The organism is Pseudomonas atacamensis (assembly GCF_017167965.1).
GTDB classification, from domain to species: domain Bacteria; phylum Pseudomonadota; class Gammaproteobacteria; order Pseudomonadales; family Pseudomonadaceae; genus Aquipseudomonas; species Aquipseudomonas atacamensis.
The window spans coordinates 3,621,614-3,639,346 of record NZ_CP070503.1; the positions used below are offsets into that span (position 1 = coordinate 3,621,614).

Below are 17,733 nucleotides of genomic sequence, written 5' to 3' on the forward strand. Positions count from 1 at the left end.
GCAGTGGGAAAAAACAAAAGTCAGTCGGCCAGTTCGGCCGTGGAAGCGCCGACGGCGTCGGTCGATGGTTTTTGTTTGTTGAGCAGCACATTGAGCAGAATGGCGGTGATCGCACCGAGGAAAATGCCGCTGTCGAGCACCAGTTTCAGCGTCGGGCCGACATGTTCGAACAGGGCCGGAAACGACATTGGCAGGACGCCGACGCTGACCGACACCGCAACAATGATGGCGTTGCGTGTGCCTTCGAACTGCACCCGGGACAATTCCTGAATGCCCGCCACCGTGGTCATGCCGAACATGACGATCGCGCAGCCGCCCAGCACCGGCGTCGGCACCGCCGCAATCAGCGCGCCGAGCTTGGGGAACAAGCCCATCAACACCATGATTGCGCCAGCGGCCGCGACGACGAAGCGGCTCTTGATGCTCGAAAGCGCAATCAGGCCGGTGTTTTGCGTGAAGGCGTTATAGGGAAAGCTGTTGAACACACCACCGAGCATGGTCGACAAGCCGTCGGCGCGGAAGGCGTTGCCGAGGGTCTGCTGCGTAGTCGGTTTGCCGACCAGTTTGCCGATGGCCAGGCAGTTGCCAGTGGTCTCGGCCATGATCACCAGCATCGCCAGGGTCATGATCAGAATCGGTACCAGAGAAAATTCCGGCGGACCGAACGCCATTGGCGCGCTCAACTCGAACCACGCCGCCTCGCTGACCCGATTGAAGTGCGTCATGCCGCAGGCGGCAGCGATCAGGCTGCCGACAAACAAGCCGATGAGCACACTGAGGTTACCGATGAAGCCGCTGAATTTCGCATAAATCACCAGCGTCACACTGACCGTGGCCAGGCCCAGCAGCAGATTGGCCGGGCGACCGAAGTCAGGCGAATCGGGATTGCCGCCACCCAGCCAGATTGCCGCCGCCGGCATCAGTGAAATACCGATGATGGTGATCAGGCTGCCAATCACCACGGGTGGAAAGAATCGCAGCAAGCGGCTGAACACCGGCGCCAGTGCGATGGTCAGGAAGCCGGCGGCGATCACCGCCCCAAAGATCTGGCTGAGGCCGAACTCCTTGCCGATCATGATCATCGGCGCCAGCGCAATGAACGAGCAGCCCTGAATCAACGGTAACCGCGCGCCGAACTTCCAGAAGCCGAGGGTCTGAATCAGCGTCGCCACACCAGAGGTCAGCAGGTTGGCGTTGATCAGTAAAACCACCTGAGCCGACGTCAGCCCCATCGCGCTGCCAAGAATCAGCGGCACCGCCACCGCTCCCGCATACATCACCAGAACATGCTGCAGACCGAAGGTGAAAAGCTGCCGCAGGGGCAACACCTCGTCGACCGGGTGAACGCGTTGTGTAGTCATGGCACAAGCTCCTGAAGGGGCAGCGTTGGTTGTAATCGCGGGCGCTCAGGGACAGATGCACAGAGAGAATCGGCCCCGGTGTTCGAAGACGCGGGGTCATCCTTGAATCTTTTTAACGATGAAACAAATTGGCAACCATCGCTTTTTTCGATGGCAAAGACGCGGCACAATCGCCGTCTCGCTCAACCTCGGAGTACACCGCGTGCGCTTCTCACTCGATCAGTTGCTGATGTTCGTCCAGGTGGTGAAAAGCGGCTCGTTCTCCGCCGCCGGGCGCAAGCTGGGCAAGACGCAATCGACCATCAGCGCAGCGATCGCCAATCTTGAAACCGACCTTGGCGTCGAGCTGTTCGACCGCAGCAATCGCAGCCCTGCCCTCACCGCCAGCGGGCATAAATTACTGGTGCAGGCAGAAGCGGTACTGGAGCGCTGCATGACCTTCGAGGCCCACGCTGATTGCCTCTCGGATAGCGTCGAACCGAGCCTGACCCTGGCGATTGAAACGCCGTACGGCCCGATCATGCCAGTGCTGCAAGCGTTCGAGCAGGCCTTCCCGTTTGTCGATCTGATCATTCGTCACCCGGTCTACGGCGATGTCAGCGAACTGGTCAGCAGCGGCGAGGCGGTGCTGGGGGTGGCGTTTTCGCAGCCGGGCTATCCCCGGGAACTGGCGTTCCAGCAACTGGGCAAACTGATCATGCTGCACGTCTGCCATCCCGATCATCCGCTGGCGAAACTGGACAACGTCACGTTCGACGATTTGCACGTGCATCGGCGCCTGGCGTTCAGTGCGCACGCCAGCAAACTGCCGAGCAGTGAATACCTGCGTTCGACGCAGCTGTGGCAAGCGGAAAGCTATCTGGCGCTGCTGGAAATGGTCCGCGCCGGCCTCGGCTGGGCGACCCTGCCGCGCCAACTGATCCAGCGTGAACTGGGCAATGGCGAACTGGTCGAGTTGCAGCTGTCGGCGTACCCGCATACCGACTGGCAAATCGGCGTCGACCTGTTATGGGCACGCCAACGGCCGCTGGGCACGGCCGAGCGTTGGCTGAAGGAAAAGCTGCAGGCCAATAAGGTTTATGAACGCGATCGCAACGGCCAGACCACTACGCTGTGATCATTTGGCAAACACCTGACTCATGTCCTTGAATGCCTTGAATTCCAGCGCATTGCCGCAGGGGTCGAGTAAAAACATGGTCGCCTGTTCGCCGACCTGACCCTTGAATCGAATGTAGGGCTCTATCACGAATTGCGTGCCGAATGACTTCAGTCGCTCGGCCAGTGCCTCCCATTGCTCCCACTGCAAAATGATGCCGAAGTGCGGGACCGGTACATCGTGACCGTCTACCGGGTTGCTAGTAATGCTTTGCTGGGCAGCCGTTTTCGGCTGTTCGTGGATCACCAATTGGTGGCCGTAGAAGTTGAAGTCGACCCATTGCGCGCTGGACCGGCCCTCCTCCAGGCCGAACACTTCACCGTAAAAACGCCGGCAAGCGGCAAGATCGTAGACCGGGATGGCGAGGTGGAAAGGTGAAAGGCTCATCAGGCACTCCGGTAGTCGCGTTGCTGGAAATATGGCAACGGCGTACCGCTGCTGATCGAGGATCGAAAACAGCCTAGATCAAAAACCCGCCGGTTGCCGACTCGACTTTTCATGCCATGGAGATAGCGCGGCTGTGAATACACGCCACGGCTATCTGCCCGGCTTCATTGCCGGCGCGTCACCACTTTTCGGTGACAGTCCGCCGGGGCCAGCACCGCGCCCGCCTTGGAGCGCACGACGAGAGTCTCAACGGGCTCGGCCCCCTCGTTGTCGAGCAGCACCGAATGCTCCTCGCCTTCCGCGAACAGGAAGCGCTCGCCCCACTGCCGCAGGCTGACGACGATGGGGAACACCGCGCGGCCCATGTCGGTGAGCACGTATTCCTTGTAGGCGCTGCCATCGGACGCGGGCTGAATCTGCAACACGCCGAGCTCGACGAGCATTTTCAGTTTGACCGTGAGGATGTTCTTGGCCAGGCCCAGACGTTTCTGGAATTCGCTGAACCGGCGCACGTCATCGAACGCATCGCGAATGATCATCAAGGCCCAGCGATCGCCAATGGCTTCGAGGGTTCGGGCCACCGGGCATTCGCTCTGTGCCAATGTTTGTTGTCGGGCCATGTGATTCCTGATGGATCAGCTACTGAATGTGGTTGCATTTAACAACCCGAATGAATAAAGATCAACGCCTCGGTTTCAATTCAAAACCACACTACGAGGAAGCAAGGATGCCGTGTCAGACGCAAAACCCGGTCAATGCGCAAGCCGCAACTGACAGCGCAACGACCGGGCTGAGTCGTTTGCAGACTTTTCTCTTTGCAATCACCTGCGCGATGGCGGTGGCCAATGTTTACTTCGCACAGCCATTGCTGGAATCGATGGCCGCCAGCCTCGGGGTTCCACCGGGGGCGATCGGCGTAGTGGTCACGGCCACGCAAGCCGGGTATGCGGTCGGGCTGCTGTTCATTGTGCCGCTGGGTGATCTGCTCGATCGCAAGAAACTCATCGTCAGCCAACTGCTTTTGTCTGCGACGGCGCTGTGTGCCGTGGGCCTGTCCGAGAGCTGGGGAGTGTTGCTCGGTGCCATGATGCTGGTGGGATTGCTGGCGGTGGTGGTGCAAGTGGTGGTCGCCTGCACCGCCAGCCTTGCTCGCCCGCAGCAGCGCGGCGCCGCGGTGGGCACCGTCACCAGTGGCGTGGTACTGGGCATTTTGCTGGCGCGTTTCGTTTCCGGCGTAGTGGCTGATCTGGCCGGATGGCGCGGCGTGTATTTTGTCTCGGCAGTCATGATGATCGGCTTGGCCCTGCTGTTATGGCGCACCCTGCCCGCCTCGGCAAAACCGCCCGCGCAGGGCAGTTACTGGCGACTGCTGCGCTCGGTATTGGAATTGTTTTTGACTGAGCGGGTACTGCGCGTCCGCGGCATCTTCGCCCTGCTGATTTTCGCCGCCTTCAGTGTGTTGTGGACGTCGATGGTGCTGCCGCTCAGCGCCCCGCCCCTGTCGTTGTCCCACACGCAGATCGGCCTGTTTGGTCTGGCCGGAGTGGCGGGCGCGCTCGCCGCCGCACGGGCTGGGCGCCTGGCCGATCGCGGCTTGGGCAATCGCACCACCGGCATCGCCCTGGCGCTGCTGACGCTGTCCTGGCTACCCATCGCATTTGTCGACAGTTCGCTGCTGGCCATGGCTGTCGGAGTGATCCTGCTCGACTTCGCCGTGCAAGCGGTGCACGTGACCAATCAAAGCCTGATCTTCGCCGCACGGCCCGATGCGCAGAGCCGACTGGTCGGTGCGTATATGTGCTTTTACTCGGTGGGCAGTGGTTTGGGCGCTATCGCGGCGACGTATACCTATGCGCACTCTGGCTGGGTGGCGGTGTGTTTTCTCGGGGGTGGGGTCAGTGCTGTGGCTTTACTGTATTGGGCATGGCTGGAATACCGCTACTCGAACTGAACCAGTGCGGGAGCGAGCCTGCTCGCGAAAACGGAGCATCAGTCAGCACAGAGTTGTCCGACCTGACGCCTTCGCGAGCAGGCTCGCTCCCACAGGGATTATTTGCCAGCAGTTACTTGCCCTCCTCAGGCTTCTCGGTCTGCATCTGCACCGACGGTTTGCTTTTGTCACCGTCCTTGTTGGGTGCATCGTTGGAATCGAAGCAGCCGCTCAACAGAAACATCGAGCAGAACCCCAGACATACGCAGATTTTTTTCATGACGATCTCCTGTCAGCAGTGGTATCGCTACCCGGTTCCAGCTTGACCTTGATCCAGCCGGATTGATGTTGATCAAACGCCTTGAACGCCGAAATCGCGTCAGTCAAAGGCTCGTCCTGCGTCAGCACTTTCGCTGGATCGACGCGCCCGGCGAGGGTCATTTCGATCAGCTTGGGAATGTATTTGCGGTGATGACAGTTGCCCATGTTGATACGCACGTTCTTGTTCATCGCTTCGCCGATCGGGAAGCTGTCGAACCCGGCGGGATAGACACCGATGATGGAAATCGTGCCGGCCTTGGCCACAGCCTTGACCGCCCATTCCAGCGCTTGCGAAGGCGCATCGCCCGGTTGCCACTGCGCAGGATGGTGATGGCCGTGATGGGAATGGTTGGCGTCGATGCCCACGGCCTCGATCACCCGATCCACGCCAATTTCCGCAGTCAGGCGCGCAATGGTTTCAACTGGATCTTCTTTCTCGAAGTTGATGCACTCGGCACCCAATGCCTGCGCGCGAGCGAGGCGATCTTCCAGGCCATCGATGGCGAACACCCGGCCGGCGCCCATCAGCTTCGCGCTGATAATCGCAAACAGCCCGACCGGCCCGCAGCCGAACACCGCCACCGTGTCGCCGTCCTTGATCCGGGCCATGTCGGCGCCGAACCAGGCAGTGGGAAAAATATCCGACATGGCAATCGCCTGATCGTCGGTGATGGCGTCCGGCAGTTTGATCAGACCAATGTTGGCGAAAGGGATGCGCGCTTTCTCGGCTTGCAGGCCATCGAACGGCCCGGTGGTTTTCGGCCCGCCAAAAAATGACGTGCCAGCGGTTTTACCGTTGGGGTTGGCCACGTCGCACTGGGCGAAATAGCCGGCGCGGCAGTACGAGCAGTTGCCGCAGGCAATGGTCGAGGGAATCAGCACGCGATCGCCAACCTTGAGATTGCGCACGTCTTCGCCAAGTGCTTCGACGATCCCCACGCCCTCGTGCCCAAGGATCGTGCCGGGCTGCATGTCCGGCGCACTGCCGCGAATGAAATGCAGATCGGTGCCGCAAATGGCCGACGCGGTCAGCCTGACAATGGCATCGGTCGGCGCTTGAATGGTTGGCTCGGGCACATCGTCCAGGCGGATGTCCCCGACGCCATGAAATACAACAGCTTTCATCGTTCACCTCCCATTTTCCGGATGTGCGCAAATCAGGGTTCTCAACCCTTACTGTGCTCCGGCGACGAAGGCCCTTCCTTGACGCCGCGCGGGCCGGCGATGCCCCACACGATCAGGCCGAGCACCGGGAATACAATCAGGCCGATCGCCCAGGCGGCTTTGACGCCGACGCTTTTGTTGCTGCGAAACACACTGACAATCGCCCACAGATCGACCAGCAGAATGATCACCGCCACGGCGATGGAGAAGTAACTGGCTGCCTCGTTCATTTCGCAATCCTCCGATGACTTGTAAGCATTGGGCTGTGAGGCTTTTTCAGCGTTCAAAAAAATTGCGGCCGTGGGGCGTCAAAGGTTCAGCCGCCTTCCGGATCCTGGCGGATGACGGAAATCTTGCCGTTGCGCTCGATGATTGCGAATTTGATCTGGTCGATGGTTTCTATGCCCTGACTGGAGCGCGCCGCCTCCATGACATCTGCCTCGACCAGCCGCGCATGGCGCAGGCGTCGGTGCAACAGCTTGCCATTCTCGACAATGATCGTCGGCTCGCCATCAATCAGCCGCGACACCCAACTGGAACGTTGTTTGAGCAGGGAAAAACCGACATCCACAGCGATCAGCGTAATGATCACCAGAAACGCATTGGTCAGAGAAAAATCATCACCGAGCAGCGCTTGCTGGGTGGCTTCACCGATGATCATCAGCAGGACGAAATCAAACGTCGTCAACTCGGCCAGCGAACGCCGGCCGGCAATTTTGAACAGCACCATCAGTGCCAGATACATCGCGAGTGCGCGCAACACCGAGTCCATGGGTCACCTATGGATAAATGAATTGAGTAAGCTTCACTTCGCTCGAGCCCGGCACCCGGATTTGGCTGCGAAACAGGCCCAATCCGTCACCGCGCAGCGTCACATAGAGCGTCGCCTGCCCTTGCGCATCCGCCTGCAACCACAAGCGCATGCCCTGTTTTGAGCTGCGCATACGCATCGGGGCCGGTTGCATGGTTTCGACGCTGAAGCCATCGAGCATCTCGCCACCGATGTCGAGTTCAACAGTGGCTTCAGGCGCCGTGTGCACGCTGAGTTTCAGCGGGTTGGTCGAGCCGTTGCGATGGAACATCTCGTATTCGATCTGGACTTTACCGTCATCGCTGCGAGCGTCCTGCGAACTGAGCACGCCCCGGGAAAACAATCCCAACAGGCCCAGCAGCATGCATAACACCAGCAGATACCAACCAATGTGCTCGAAGCGCCAGACCTTCAACTGATAGGCCATGTCCTCCTGCACCGGGAACTGTCGGCTTTGCAGATCGGGATGGTCGGCGTCAGGCTTCATCGGCGCCACCCTCCTTCGCCGCGCAAGGCGCGACGGTGATAGTCCGGCAACTGCTGCAGGGCGAATTCAGAAGCGAGGGTCTGCACTTCACTGCGCGATCCGGCAAACCATTGTTGGCTGCTGAACAGAAAATGTTTGTCATCGAACTGGAATGCCCAGGCGAAACACACCGTACCGGCCTTGATGCCATCCATATCGTCGGGTCCGAGAATGCCGGTGGTGGCAACGGCAACGTTGGCCGTGCTGTCGCGCAACGCGCCGATGGCCATTTCACTGGCCACTTCCACGCTGGTCAGATTGAAGGTGTCCATGGTCGCCGGGCTGACGTGCAGCAGGCGCTGCTTGGCTTGCGGCGAATAGACCACATAGCCGCACTCGATCAGCTCGCCGCTGCCGGGGACTTCCGACAGCAACATGACGATTTCCCCGGCGGTGCAGGATTCGGCGGTGGTGATGATCAGCGAATGTTGGCGCAGGTATTCAATGGTTTCCTTGGCAATGGACATGGCACGTTCTCGAAGCTGTTATTGCCGGTTGACCGCTCGCTGCGCGGATCATTCCGCCGGATTGGATGAGCGTGTAAGCGCCTCTTGCAGTGAAAGTTTTCCGCCCCGTTCAGCGCGATCACCTACCCTCATAGTCTGTGTGAACCACTCGAGCTCGCCGCCCCCATGCGCTGTTCATTCAAGTCGTTGTTTTTCATTCTGTTCCTACTGCTGATGCCGGGCAGCGCTGCGTTGTGGGCGGCGGATGTTGCCGCGCCGGCGAACTCAGGCGCAGCGCCTCTACCTGTGATTTCGCAAAGCGATCTGCAAGCCCTGCAACAACGCCTCGACGGGCTCAAGCAGCAGATTTCGGCGGCGAACAATTACAACCAGCTCGAAGGCCCACAGGATCGGGTGCAGGCGTTCATTCTCGATGTCGATCGGTTGTCGGCAGCGCTGTTGCCGCAACAGGCGCAACTGGCGGTGCAACTGGGCGTGCTCGGCACCGCTCCAGACGCCGAGGTGGCCGCCGAGCAAGCCGATATCGTCGCGCAGCGGGCGGCGCTGGCGGAGCAGAAAAGCAAGGTCGATGGCACCCTGAAAAGCCTCGCCGCACTGAAACAGAACGCCGCCGACCTGATCACGCAAATCGCCGGCATCCGCCGCACCCTGCTGGAAAGCGAACTGACCCTGAGCACCCGCAGCGTATTGAGCCCGTATTTCTGGACACCGCTGGTCAATCCAAGCGAAGACGACCGCCAGCGCCTGCGACTGTTCGTCGAGCAGGTGGCTGACGTATGGGCGACGGTCTGGGCGCCGGGCGAGCGCTTCTACACCTGCGTGCTGGTGTTGTTGGCGGTGCTGATCTGGACCTTCGGCCGACGTCTGGCTGAGCGCGGGCTGACCTGGTTCTGCATTCATCGCGTGGCGGAGGGCCGACTGCGCAGAAGCGCCTTGGCCTTCGCCTCAGCTATCGCGACGTTCGTCACCACCGCCATCGCCCTGAAGCTGTTGTTCTACGCCTGCACCCGCCACGACGCACTGCCGCCGGTGCTGGAAACTTTCTCCGAAGAGTTCGAGAAAGTCGTCTATGCCTGCGTGCTGATCACCGGGCTCAGCCGCGCATTGCTCTCCACCGCGCACCCGTCCTGGCGCCTGCCGGCGATTGCCGATCCAGTGGCGCTGGCCCTCAAGCCTTATCCGCGAATCCTCGCCTGCTCGTTGCTGGTGTTGGTGACGCTGGTGCAAGTCGCCAATGCCACAGGCATGAGCAGCCACATCGTGATGGCCGGGCGCGGCGTGATTTCCATGGTGGTGCTGGCGATCATCGGCACGATGCTGTTGCGCGTCGGCAAAGTGCGCAAGGCCTTGGTCGCAGCCAATGACGCGTCGGCTACGAACAGCGTGTTCGCCGGGCTGATCTACAGCGTCGCCAGTCTCTCGATGTTGGTGACGGCCATCGCCCTGCTTGCCGGCTATGTTTCGCTGGCACGGTTCATCAGCTATGAGCTGGTGTGGGGCTATGTCGTGCTGTCGGGCTTCTACTTGCTGATTCAGCTGGTCAAGGACGCCTGTGAGCACCTGTTTTCGCCGAAACACGCGAGCGGCCAGGCGCTCAAGCAATTGCTCGGCGTCAGCGACCGACGCCTCGAGCAGACGTCGATCCTTTTGTCCGGCGTCAGCCGCGCCGGCCTGATGCTGATGGCGCTGATTTCGTTGTTTGTCGGCGGCATCGGTACCACGCTTGGCCAACTGGTCACCAACATCATGTCGATTCTTGGCGGCGCCGGTTTGCGCAAGCTGAATATTGTCCCGGCGCATCTGCTCAACGCACTGCTGGCACTGCTGATTGGCATCTGGCTGATCCGTGCATTAAGCCGCTGGCTCGACAACGAATTCCTGCCCAAGACCGACATGGACCCGGGCATGTGCGCGTCACTGAGCACGCTGTTTTCCAACATCGGCTACGCCTTCGTAATTCTGCTGACGCTGTCGTCGTTGGGCGTGCAGTGGACCAATCTGGCGTGGATCGTCAGTGCGTTGTCGGTGGGCATCGGCTTTGGCTTGCAGGAGATCGTCAAGAACTTCGTCTCCGGCCTGATTCTGCTCACCGAGCGCCCGGTGAAAGTCGGCGACCTGATCAGCATCAGCGGCGTCGAGGGCGACATCCGCCGGATCAACGTGCGTGCCACGGAAATCCAGCTCAGCGACCGCTCGATCGTGATCGTGCCCAACTCGCAACTGATCTCGCAGAACCTGCGCAACGTCACCCTTGGCGGCAGCGCTCAGGGCGTGGCGTCGCTGGAGCTGGTTTTCCCGCTGGATATTGATCCTGAAGAGGTCAAACAGCTGCTGCTGGATGCGTATCACGAGAACGAAACCATCCTCGATAAACCGGCGCCGTTCGTGCGTTTCAGCAAATTGTCGCCGGACGGGATAACCCTCACGGTCACCGGCTATGTGGGCAGCCCGAGGATTGTCGGGCTGACCAAGAGCGATTTGTTGTTTGAGGTGTTGAAGCGGTTGGGCGCGGCGGGGATTGCGCTGGCGAAGCCGCCAGCGGCGTGATTCGGTTAGCGCTTGCCCAAGTTGTCGATGCGGGCCGTGCTGCTGCGTGGCGTCAGCTCGAACGGCAAGACGACATGCCGCTCTGTCAGCGGCTGTTTTTCGATCAGCGCAATCAACATCTCGACCGCCTTGGCCCCGAAGGCCTCGGCCGGTTGCGAGATGGTGGTCAGCGGCGGATCGCAGTACGCAGCCATCGGAATGTCATCGAAACCCACCACTGAAATATCCTCGGGCACACGCAGCCCGGCCTGCCGGATGCGCTTGAGCGCACCAATGGCCATTTCATCGTTTTCGCAGAACAGCGCGCTCGGCCGCTCGGCCAATGCGAGCATCTTTTGCGCGCCTGCAAAACCGGCCTCGAGGCTGAAATTGCCATGGCAGATCAGTGCTTCATCGAAGGCAATCCCGGCTTCGCGCAATGCCGCTTCGTAACCCGCCAATCGATCCAAAGTCAGCGGGCTGTTTTTCGAGCCTTTGATCAGGCCGATGCGTCGGTGTCCCAAGGCGATCAGGTGTTCGGTCATGGCTTTGGCGGCGGCAACGTTGTCCAGGCTGATGGTTGGATAACGCCCGGCCTTGAGCACTTCGCAGGCGTTAACGATCGGCGGCACATCGGCGTCGGCCGGGGCGTTTTCGAAAGGATCGTAGGCGCGCAACTGGATCACCCCGTCGGCCTGATAGGCGTATACCAGCTCGGCGAATTGCCGCTCCAGTTCTTCCCGGCCCTGGGTGTCGCACAGCAGCAGGCGATAACCGGCCGCCTGCGCCGCTTGCTGCGCGCCGCTGATGACCCGGGCAAAAAAGGTGTTGGCGATGGTCGGCACCAGAATCACCAGATTGCCGGTGCGCCGCGAGCGAAACTGCACGGCCATCAGGTTCGGCCGATAGCCGGCCTGCTCCACCGCAGCCATGACGCGCTCACGGGTTGGCGCGAGCACGCGCTCGGGCGATTTCAAAGTCCTCGAAACCGTCGCCACGGAAACCCCGGCCAGCCGAGCCACTTCGCGAATATTGGACAAAAACACCTCGTTGATTCATGCCGATCAGGCGCGGAGCTTACCGCAGGCGACGAGCGATCGAAACGCTGTCGATCATCCGCTGGCATTTGACACTCGGCTAATTCAAGCCTAGATTTCGCCCACGATGTAACCGGTTACATCGCTCATCAACATTGCATCCAGCTACCGAGACGACTGCCATGTACGCTGCCGCAAAAATAAGAATGGGTTTTGTTGGAGGCGGTGAAGGTTCATTCATTGCCCGTGCCCACCGGCAAGCCGCCGGCCTCGACGGACGCTTCGAACTGGTCTGTGGCGCGTTCAGCCGCGACTCGGAGAATAATCAGCGCACCGCTGCGACCCTGGGAGTATCCGCCGAACGTTGTTACGACGATTGGCAAACCCTGCTTACCCGCGAAGCCGCCCTGCCCGCCGAGCAGCGCATGCAACTGCTGGTCATCGTCACTCCGAATCATCTGCACGCACCGATTGCCCGTGAGGCATTGAGCGCCGGTTTTCACGTGTTCAGCGAGAAACCCGCGGCGCTGAACCTCACCGAAGTGCAGGCGCTGCACTCGGTGGTCATCAACAGCCAGCGAATTTACGGGCTGGCGCACACCTACCTCGGCTACGCGATGGTCTGGCAGGCCCGCGAAATGGTCGCCAGCGGCGTGCTCGGGCGCGTGCGCAAAGTTCTCGTCGAGTACCCGCAAGGCTGGCTCAGCACCGATGTCGCCGGGCAAGGCAACAAGCAGGCCGGCTGGCGCGACGACCCGACGCAATCCGGGATCGGCGGCTGCATCGGCGACATCGGCACCCATGCGTTTTCCCTCGCCGAGTTCGTTGCCGGCCAGTCGATCCAGTTCATCAACGCAATGCTCGGCTCGCATGTCGAGGGTCGGCAACTGGATGACGATGTGGCGATGCTGTTCAAAATGCGCGACGGCGCCAGTGGTGTATTGCTCGCCAGCCAGGTCTGCGCCGGTGAGGAAAACCCGCTGAAGATCCGCGTCTACGGGGACAAGGGCGGCCTGGAATGGCGCCAAGAGGATCCGGCCAGCCTGATTCATCGACCGTTGAACGAGCCGATGCGCGTTCTGCGCTCCGGGGTCGGTCAGCCGTGGCTGTGTGCCGCCGCAACCCGACGCATGCGCCTGCCTGCGGGGCATCCCGAAGGTTATCTGGAAGCCATGGCCAACCTGTACGGCGATCTCGCCGAAGCGATTGTGCATGGCGCCGAGGGCCATCAAGCACCGGGCGTACCGGGCATCGAGACCGGCCTGCGCGGCATGGCCTTCATTGAAACCGCCATCGCCAATCACCTTGGCAATGCAAAGTGGAGCGAGATCCCCGGCCCACTGACAGGAGCCCAGCACAATGAACAGTGATCAGCAAAATTCGACTGGCCTGAAAGGTCCGGGGATTTTCCTCGCGCAATTCATCGCCGACGAAGCGCCTTTCGACTCCCTCGCCAACATTGCCGAGTGGGCGGCCTCGCAAGGCTACAAAGCCATCCAGGTACCGACCCTCGGCACACGGTTCATCGATTTGCAGCGCGCCGCTGAGAGCCAGGATTACTGCGACGAACTCATCGCCGTCTGCGCCCGCGCGGGTGTGGTGATCAGTGAGCTGTCGACGCACCTGCAAGGGCAATTGGTCGCAGTGCATCCGGCGTTCGACAGCCTGTTCGACGACTTCGCCCCGCCCGCGCTGCGCGGCAAACCTCAGGAGCGCACCGAGTGGGCCATTGAGCAGTTGAAACTGGCCGCCCGCGCCAGCCAGCGCCTCGGACTCACGGCCCATGCAACCTTCTCCGGCGCCCTCCTCTGGCCTTACGTGTATCCGTGGCCACAGCGTCCGGCCGGTTTGGTCGAGCAAGGTTTCGCCGAACTGGGCAAACGCTGGCTGCCGATTCTCGACTGCTTCGAAGAGGCTGGCGTTGATCTGTGCTACGAAATCCATCCCGGCGAAGACTTGCATGACGGCGCGTCGTTCGAACAGTTTCTCGAAGCGGTGAATCATCACCCCCGCGCCGCAATTCTGTATGACCCGAGCCACCTGCTGCTGCAGCAAATGGATTACCTCGGCTTCATCGATCGCTATCACCAACGCATCCGCATGTTTCACGTCAAGGATGCCGAATTCCGCCCCGATGCGCGCTCCGGCGTCTACGGCGGATATCAGGGTTGGGTCGAGCGTCCCGGGCGCTTTCGCTCGCTGGGCGACGGCCAGATCGATTTCAAATCGATCTTCAGCAAATTGTGCCAATACGACTTCAACGGCTGGGCCGTGCTCGAGTGGGAGTGCTGCCTGAAAGACTCCGCACAGGGCGCGGCGGAAGGCGCGGCGTTCATCGAGCGACACATGATCCGCAAGACCGCCAAGGCCTTCGACGACTTCGCCGGAGTCAACGCTGACGCTGCTTCCAACCGACGCCTGCTCGGCCTGACCGACGACTGATTCATCCGCGTTACCGACATAAAAACAATACGGTGATCTGAAATGAACGTAATGAATGCGCGACTCAGCGTGATGATGTTTTTGCAGTTCTTTATCTGGGGCGGCTGGTTCGTCACCCTCGGCACTTTTCTGGCGACAACGCTGGCCGCCAGCGGGGGTCAGGTCGGCATGGCCTTCGCCACGCAATCCTGGGGCGCGATTCTGGCGCCGTTTGTCATTGGCTTGATTGCCGACCGATTCTTCAACGCCGAACGCATTCTGGCAGTGCTGCATCTGCTTGGCGCAGTGTTGCTTTATCAGCTCTATCGCGCGGCAGACTTCAGCGCGTTTTATCCCTATGTGCTCGCCTACATGATGGTCTACATGCCGACATTGGCACTGGTGAATGCCGTGGCGTTCCGCCAGATCAAAGACCCGGCGCTGGAGTTCTCGCGCATTCGCGTGTGGGGCACGGTGGGCTGGATCGTTGCCGGCGTGGTGATCAGCTTCGTGTTCGCCTGGGACTCGCAGCAAAGCATCGCGGCCGGAGGCTTGCGCAATACGTTCCTGATGTCCGCCGTCGCGTCGCTGTTGCTGGGGCTTTACAGCTTCAGTCTGCCGAACACTGCGCCGTTGAAAAGCGCAGCGGGCACATCAAGCCTCAAGCAGATGCTCGGCGTCGATGCGTTGGGTTTGCTCAAGGATCGCAGCTATCTGGTGTTCTTCCTCGCCTCGATCCTGATCTGCATTCCGCTGGCGTTCTATTACCAGAATGCCAATCCGTTTCTGGCCGAGATAGGCGTGACCAACCCGACAGCGAAGATGGCCATCGGTCAGGTGTCGGAAGTGCTGTTCATGTTGCTGTTGCCGCTGTTCATCCATCGCTTCGGCATCAAGATCGCCCTGCTGGTCGGCATGGCTGCCTGGGCGTTGCGCTACGTGCTGTTCGCGTTCGGCAATAACGACGATCAGGCATTCATGCTGCTGATCGGCATTGCCCTGCACGGTGTGTGCTATGACTTCTTCTTCGTGTCCGGGCAAATCTACACCGATGCCAAGGCACCGGAACGCTTCCGCAGCTCGGCGCAAGGTTTGATCACCTTGGCTACGTACGGATTGGGCATGTTGATTGGTTTCTGGATCGCGGGACGGATTACCGACCACTTCACATCAAGCGCGGGGCATGACTGGAGAAGCATCTGGCTGTTCCCCGCCGGTTTTTCCGTGGCGGTGTTGCTGTGTTTCTGGGCTACATTCAAGAGCCGCGATCGCGACAAGGCTGTGCTGCCGAGTGCGGTTTAGAGCAGCGTTGTAATGCATGAATAGAACGAATGCCGCCTGTGGTTGAGGCGGCATTCGTTATCGATGTTCATCGTTGCGCTCAAGCGGTGCGACGTTCCAGCAGACGGTCAGCGCCACCTTCGGCGACCCGATTGCCTTGCAGATGATCGGAGCCATCAGAGGCTACTGCATCGCTGAACAGCGGGTCGGTTTCGGTTGCGGCTACTGCATCGCTGAACAGCGGGTCGGTTTCGGTTGCGGCTACTGCATCGCTGAACAGCGGGTCAGTTTCGGTTGCGGCTACTGCATCGCTGAACAAGCGGTCTGTTTGAGTGGCGGCCGCGACCGCATCACTGAACAGCGGGTCGGTTTCGGTGGCGGCGAAGGCATTCAGTGCAAAAACCGAGAAAGCGATACCGAGGATAGTCTGGCGTTTCATGATGGTGTGCTCCGAGGTGCAGTGGTTGGGTATGGAGCCGATCTTACGCCGCACCGTGGATATGAGAACCTCATTGACTTAATGGTTGTTATTGACGCAATCAATGATTGAGTGGAGTAAAAGCAGCTGCTTATCTAACCGTTAAGCTGGTGCTTACGCGTCCAAACGAAACGCCCTACAACGTCTAAAGCACAAAACCGACAAATCGTATTTCTGACAGCTTTACGCAAGCAAAAAAAAGACCCGAATCGATCGAAACCGAAACGGGTCTTTCCCACTCAGACGACCCTTATTTCAAGTCATCAAAGTGATCTCGCAGGAACTCGTAAAAGCGCAAAGCTTTCAACAATCTCCATACAAGGCTCAGCGTACGCAGCAAAAGCTTCATACGTTTTGGCCTCCAGGGCTGGCGGCCAAACCTCCAGCAAACTTACCGGACCATGCGTGCCTTCAGCCTACATGTTGGTGTAGCTAGTGAGGCGGCCGGTTGAAATCCCTCCGAGACATCATTCCGGCGCGGGTGCGAATCCGCGTCAGAGGGCGTGAAACCTTTTGCGCCCCCAGCCAAACCTCACAGCTCTACCAACAAGATGAGCGCAGGCATCTTAACGCAGAAATCAGAAGAGAAAACCCGAGTAGCCAAGGTTATTCTGCGGCTACGCCTGAACCTTTGTAAAACCGTATTTCTGACAATGTTTATTGACAGACCTGAATTCAGTTACATGCGTTGGACGTTCCGAAAAAACCTCGCACATCACGCTAAACCTTCGTTGCACTGACGGGAGAAACTCAATACCATGCGCGGACATGTTGGTGTGGCTAGTGAAGCACATGGCCTCGGCTCCAAACCGAGGATTGAAAAACCGCCCCGCGAAGGCGGTTTTTTTTCGTCTGCGTTTTGTGGTCCCACCCCATCCAGGACACATTGCCTGACTCGATCCCCCTGCGCACCTGCACAAATCTTCTAAACACTCTCCTCCGCCACGCGGTATTTTAGAAACGCCCCTGCTCAACCGACCTATGGAATCCTCCCATGGACAAACGCAACTGGATCTCTCTCTCCCAGGATGTCGATACCGGGATCGAGTCGATTCGTGCGCATTTCCGTGGGCATGCCTACGATCCGCACTGGCATGACAGTTTTCTCGTCGGAGTGACCGAGCAAGGCGTGCAGCAGTTCAATTGTCGCCGGGTGCGTCATCGCAGTACGCCGGGGCATGTGTTTCTGCTTGAGCCGGGAGAAATCCACGATGGCCACGCGCCGACCGAGGATGGCTTTACCTACTCGATGCTGTACCTCGATCCGCACTGGCTGGAGCGCGAACTGCACGCGCTGTTCGAAGAGGCACCGGCCGACAGCCAGCCAGGCTTTGCCGACACACTGAGCCACGATCCGCGCCTGTCGACGGCGATCGTGCAAGCCCTCCACGTGTTACATGACGGCGATCTGCGCATCGTCCGGCAGACTGCGCTGGATGGCCTGCTCGCGTCCCTCACCCGCCATCTCGACTGGCGCAAGCGTCAGGACTTCGATCCGCGCCTGCCACTGGTTGCGCAGGTTGCGCGCGACTATCTGCATGCCCACACCTACGAAGACATCGGCCTCGACGACCTAGCGCAAGCCTGTGGTGTCGATCGTTTTCGCCTGACCCGCGCGTTCAAGGCCGCTTTCGGTCTGGCACCCCACGCTTACCTGATCCAGTTGCGCCTGGCCAAGGCGCGGCAATTGCTCGCACGCGGCGAGACGCCAGCGCAGGTGGCCAGCGTGCTCGGTTTTGCCGATCAAAGTCACCTCGGTCGCTGGTTCCGCCGCGCCTATCAACTGACCCCGGCGGACTACCGCAGACGCTGCTCAAATCTTCCAGACTGAGGCCTGCCCACTGACGATCATGGTGTCCTGTTTCGA

The 17,733-nt window shown here is 60.1% G+C and carries 18 protein-coding genes; 7 read left to right on the forward strand and 11 right to left on the reverse strand.

The annotated features are described in order from the left end of the window. Nucleotides 1-20 precede the first annotated feature (20 nt). Nucleotides 21-1,361, reverse strand: a complete 1,341-nt coding sequence (locus JWU58_RS16355; protein ID WP_016774264.1) for a nucleobase:cation symporter-2 family protein — start codon at nt 1,359-1,361, stop codon at nt 21-23. Nucleotides 1,362-1,563: 202 nt separating this feature from the next. Between JWU58_RS16355 and JWU58_RS16360 the strand changes: the two genes are divergently transcribed. Continuing rightward, on the forward strand, nt 1,564-2,478 hold the full coding sequence (locus JWU58_RS16360) for a LysR family transcriptional regulator (RefSeq protein WP_206420542.1): 915 nt from the start codon (nt 1,564-1,566) through the stop codon (nt 2,476-2,478). Here the strand turns inward: JWU58_RS16360 and JWU58_RS16365 are convergent, their stop codons facing one another. Continuing rightward, nucleotides 2,479-2,904: a VOC family protein gene (locus JWU58_RS16365; protein ID WP_206420543.1), complete on the reverse strand. Its 426-nt coding sequence runs from the start codon at nt 2,902-2,904 to the stop codon at nt 2,479-2,481. Nucleotides 2,905-3,068: 164 nt separating this feature from the next. After that, on the reverse strand, nt 3,069-3,524 hold the full coding sequence (locus JWU58_RS16370) for a winged helix-turn-helix transcriptional regulator (RefSeq protein WP_206420544.1): 456 nt from the start codon (nt 3,522-3,524) through the stop codon (nt 3,069-3,071). 107 nt (nt 3,525-3,631) lie between these two features. Between JWU58_RS16370 and JWU58_RS16375 the strand changes: the two genes are divergently transcribed. Continuing rightward, nucleotides 3,632-4,855: an MFS transporter gene (locus tag JWU58_RS16375; RefSeq protein WP_206420545.1), complete on the forward strand. Its 1,224-nt coding sequence runs from the start codon at nt 3,632-3,634 to the stop codon at nt 4,853-4,855. A gap of 112 nt (nt 4,856-4,967) precedes the next feature. Here JWU58_RS16375 and JWU58_RS16380 read toward each other — a convergent pair whose 3' ends face one another. From JWU58_RS16380 to JWU58_RS16405, 6 genes are all read right to left on the reverse strand, one after another. Further along, a complete protein-coding gene (locus JWU58_RS16380) occupies nt 4,968-5,114 on the reverse strand; it encodes a hypothetical protein (RefSeq protein WP_016774259.1) in 147 nt (48 codons plus the stop codon). After that, nucleotides 5,111-6,280, reverse strand: coding sequence for a zinc-dependent alcohol dehydrogenase (locus JWU58_RS16385; protein WP_073475215.1), 1,170 nt, complete (start codon nt 6,278-6,280; stop codon nt 5,111-5,113). The genes JWU58_RS16380 and JWU58_RS16385 overlap by 4 nt, the downstream gene beginning before the upstream one ends. 41 nt (nt 6,281-6,321) lie before the next feature. Beyond that, nucleotides 6,322-6,549: a PLD nuclease N-terminal domain-containing protein gene (locus JWU58_RS16390; RefSeq protein ID WP_024012535.1), complete on the reverse strand. Its 228-nt coding sequence runs from the start codon at nt 6,547-6,549 to the stop codon at nt 6,322-6,324. Nucleotides 6,550-6,635: 86 nt separating this feature from the next. Next, on the reverse strand, nt 6,636-7,091 hold the full coding sequence (locus JWU58_RS16395) for a DUF421 domain-containing protein (protein ID WP_024012534.1): 456 nt from the start codon (nt 7,089-7,091) through the stop codon (nt 6,636-6,638). A gap of 7 nt (nt 7,092-7,098) precedes the next feature. Then, nucleotides 7,099-7,617 carry a hypothetical protein gene (locus JWU58_RS16400; protein ID WP_206420546.1) on the reverse strand — a complete coding sequence of 173 codons (519 nt, stop codon included), beginning with the start codon at nt 7,615-7,617 and terminating at the stop codon, nt 7,099-7,101. Further along, complete coding sequence (locus JWU58_RS16405) at nt 7,614-8,123, reverse strand: CinA family protein (protein ID WP_122601665.1); 510 nt, start codon at nt 8,121-8,123, stop codon at nt 7,614-7,616. The genes JWU58_RS16400 and JWU58_RS16405 overlap by 4 nt, the downstream gene beginning before the upstream one ends. 165 nt (nt 8,124-8,288) lie before the next feature. Here JWU58_RS16405 and JWU58_RS16410 point away from each other — a divergent pair, with 165 nt between their 5' ends. After that, the gene (locus JWU58_RS16410; RefSeq protein WP_206420547.1) at nt 8,289-10,670 is read left to right on the forward strand and encodes a DUF3772 domain-containing protein; all 2,382 of its coding nucleotides are present in this window, start codon (nt 8,289-8,291) and stop codon (nt 10,668-10,670) included. Nucleotides 10,671-10,675: 5 nt separating this feature from the next. On the opposite strand, the gene JWU58_RS16415 is transcribed toward JWU58_RS16410, so the two are convergent. Beyond that, nucleotides 10,676-11,689: a LacI family DNA-binding transcriptional regulator gene (locus JWU58_RS16415; RefSeq protein WP_206420548.1), complete on the reverse strand. Its 1,014-nt coding sequence runs from the start codon at nt 11,687-11,689 to the stop codon at nt 10,676-10,678. Nucleotides 11,690-11,892: 203 nt separating this feature from the next. Here JWU58_RS16415 and JWU58_RS16420 point away from each other — a divergent pair, with 203 nt between their 5' ends. The 3 genes from JWU58_RS16420 to JWU58_RS16430 are packed head-to-tail and all read left to right on the forward strand — an operon-like array spanning nt 11,893 to nt 15,409. Then, nucleotides 11,893-13,056, forward strand: a complete 1,164-nt coding sequence (locus JWU58_RS16420; RefSeq protein WP_206420549.1) for a Gfo/Idh/MocA family protein — start codon at nt 11,893-11,895, stop codon at nt 13,054-13,056. Then, the gene (locus JWU58_RS16425) at nt 13,046-14,128 is read left to right on the forward strand and encodes a sugar phosphate isomerase/epimerase family protein (RefSeq protein ID WP_206420550.1); all 1,083 of its coding nucleotides are present in this window, start codon (nt 13,046-13,048) and stop codon (nt 14,126-14,128) included. The genes JWU58_RS16420 and JWU58_RS16425 overlap by 11 nt, the downstream gene beginning before the upstream one ends. A 42-nt stretch (nt 14,129-14,170) precedes the next feature. Beyond that, nucleotides 14,171-15,409: a nucleoside permease gene (locus JWU58_RS16430; RefSeq protein ID WP_122699058.1), complete on the forward strand. Its 1,239-nt coding sequence runs from the start codon at nt 14,171-14,173 to the stop codon at nt 15,407-15,409. Nucleotides 15,410-15,488: 79 nt separating this feature from the next. On the opposite strand, the gene JWU58_RS16435 is transcribed toward JWU58_RS16430, so the two are convergent. Further along, entirely contained in the window at nt 15,489-15,827 is a 339-nt protein-coding gene (locus JWU58_RS16435) for a hypothetical protein (protein ID WP_206420551.1), read from the reverse strand. Nucleotides 15,828-16,860: 1,033 nt separating this feature from the next. On the opposite strand from JWU58_RS16435, the gene JWU58_RS16440 reads away from it, so the two are divergent. Beyond that, entirely contained in the window at nt 16,861-17,697 is an 837-nt protein-coding gene (locus JWU58_RS16440; RefSeq protein WP_206420552.1) for an AraC family transcriptional regulator, read from the forward strand. The last annotated feature ends 36 nt before the right edge of the window (nt 17,698-17,733 follow it).

Coding starts and splice junctions, on each gene's coding strand:
- JWU58_RS16355 (WP_016774264.1), bottom strand. CDS start 1,361: ATGACTACACAACGCGTTCACCCGGTCGACGAGGTGTTGCCCCTGCGG.
- JWU58_RS16365 (WP_206420543.1), bottom strand. CDS start 2,904: ATGAGCCTTTCACCTTTCCACCTCGCCATCCCGGTCTACGATCTTGCC.
- JWU58_RS16370 (WP_206420544.1), bottom strand. CDS start 3,524: ATGGCCCGACAACAAACATTGGCACAGAGCGAATGCCCGGTGGCCCGA.
- JWU58_RS16375 (WP_206420545.1), top strand. CDS start 3,632: ATGCCGTGTCAGACGCAAAACCCGGTCAATGCGCAAGCCGCAACTGAC.
- JWU58_RS16380 (WP_016774259.1), bottom strand. CDS start 5,114: ATGAAAAAAATCTGCGTATGTCTGGGGTTCTGCTCGATGTTTCTGTTG.
- JWU58_RS16385 (WP_073475215.1), bottom strand. CDS start 6,280: ATGAAAGCTGTTGTATTTCATGGCGTCGGGGACATCCGCCTGGACGAT.
- JWU58_RS16390 (WP_024012535.1), bottom strand. CDS start 6,549: ATGAACGAGGCAGCCAGTTACTTCTCCATCGCCGTGGCGGTGATCATT.
- JWU58_RS16395 (WP_024012534.1), bottom strand. CDS start 7,091: ATGGACTCGGTGTTGCGCGCACTCGCGATGTATCTGGCACTGATGGTG.
- JWU58_RS16400 (WP_206420546.1), bottom strand. CDS start 7,617: ATGAAGCCTGACGCCGACCATCCCGATCTGCAAAGCCGACAGTTCCCG.
- JWU58_RS16405 (WP_122601665.1), bottom strand. CDS start 8,123: ATGTCCATTGCCAAGGAAACCATTGAATACCTGCGCCAACATTCGCTG.
- JWU58_RS16410 (WP_206420547.1), top strand. CDS start 8,289: ATGCGCTGTTCATTCAAGTCGTTGTTTTTCATTCTGTTCCTACTGCTG.
- JWU58_RS16420 (WP_206420549.1), top strand. CDS start 11,893: ATGGGTTTTGTTGGAGGCGGTGAAGGTTCATTCATTGCCCGTGCCCAC.
- JWU58_RS16425 (WP_206420550.1), top strand. CDS start 13,046: ATGAACAGTGATCAGCAAAATTCGACTGGCCTGAAAGGTCCGGGGATT.
- JWU58_RS16430 (WP_122699058.1), top strand. CDS start 14,171: ATGAACGTAATGAATGCGCGACTCAGCGTGATGATGTTTTTGCAGTTC.
- JWU58_RS16435 (WP_206420551.1), bottom strand. CDS start 15,827: ATGAAACGCCAGACTATCCTCGGTATCGCTTTCTCGGTTTTTGCACTG.
- JWU58_RS16440 (WP_206420552.1), top strand. CDS start 16,861: ATGGACAAACGCAACTGGATCTCTCTCTCCCAGGATGTCGATACCGGG.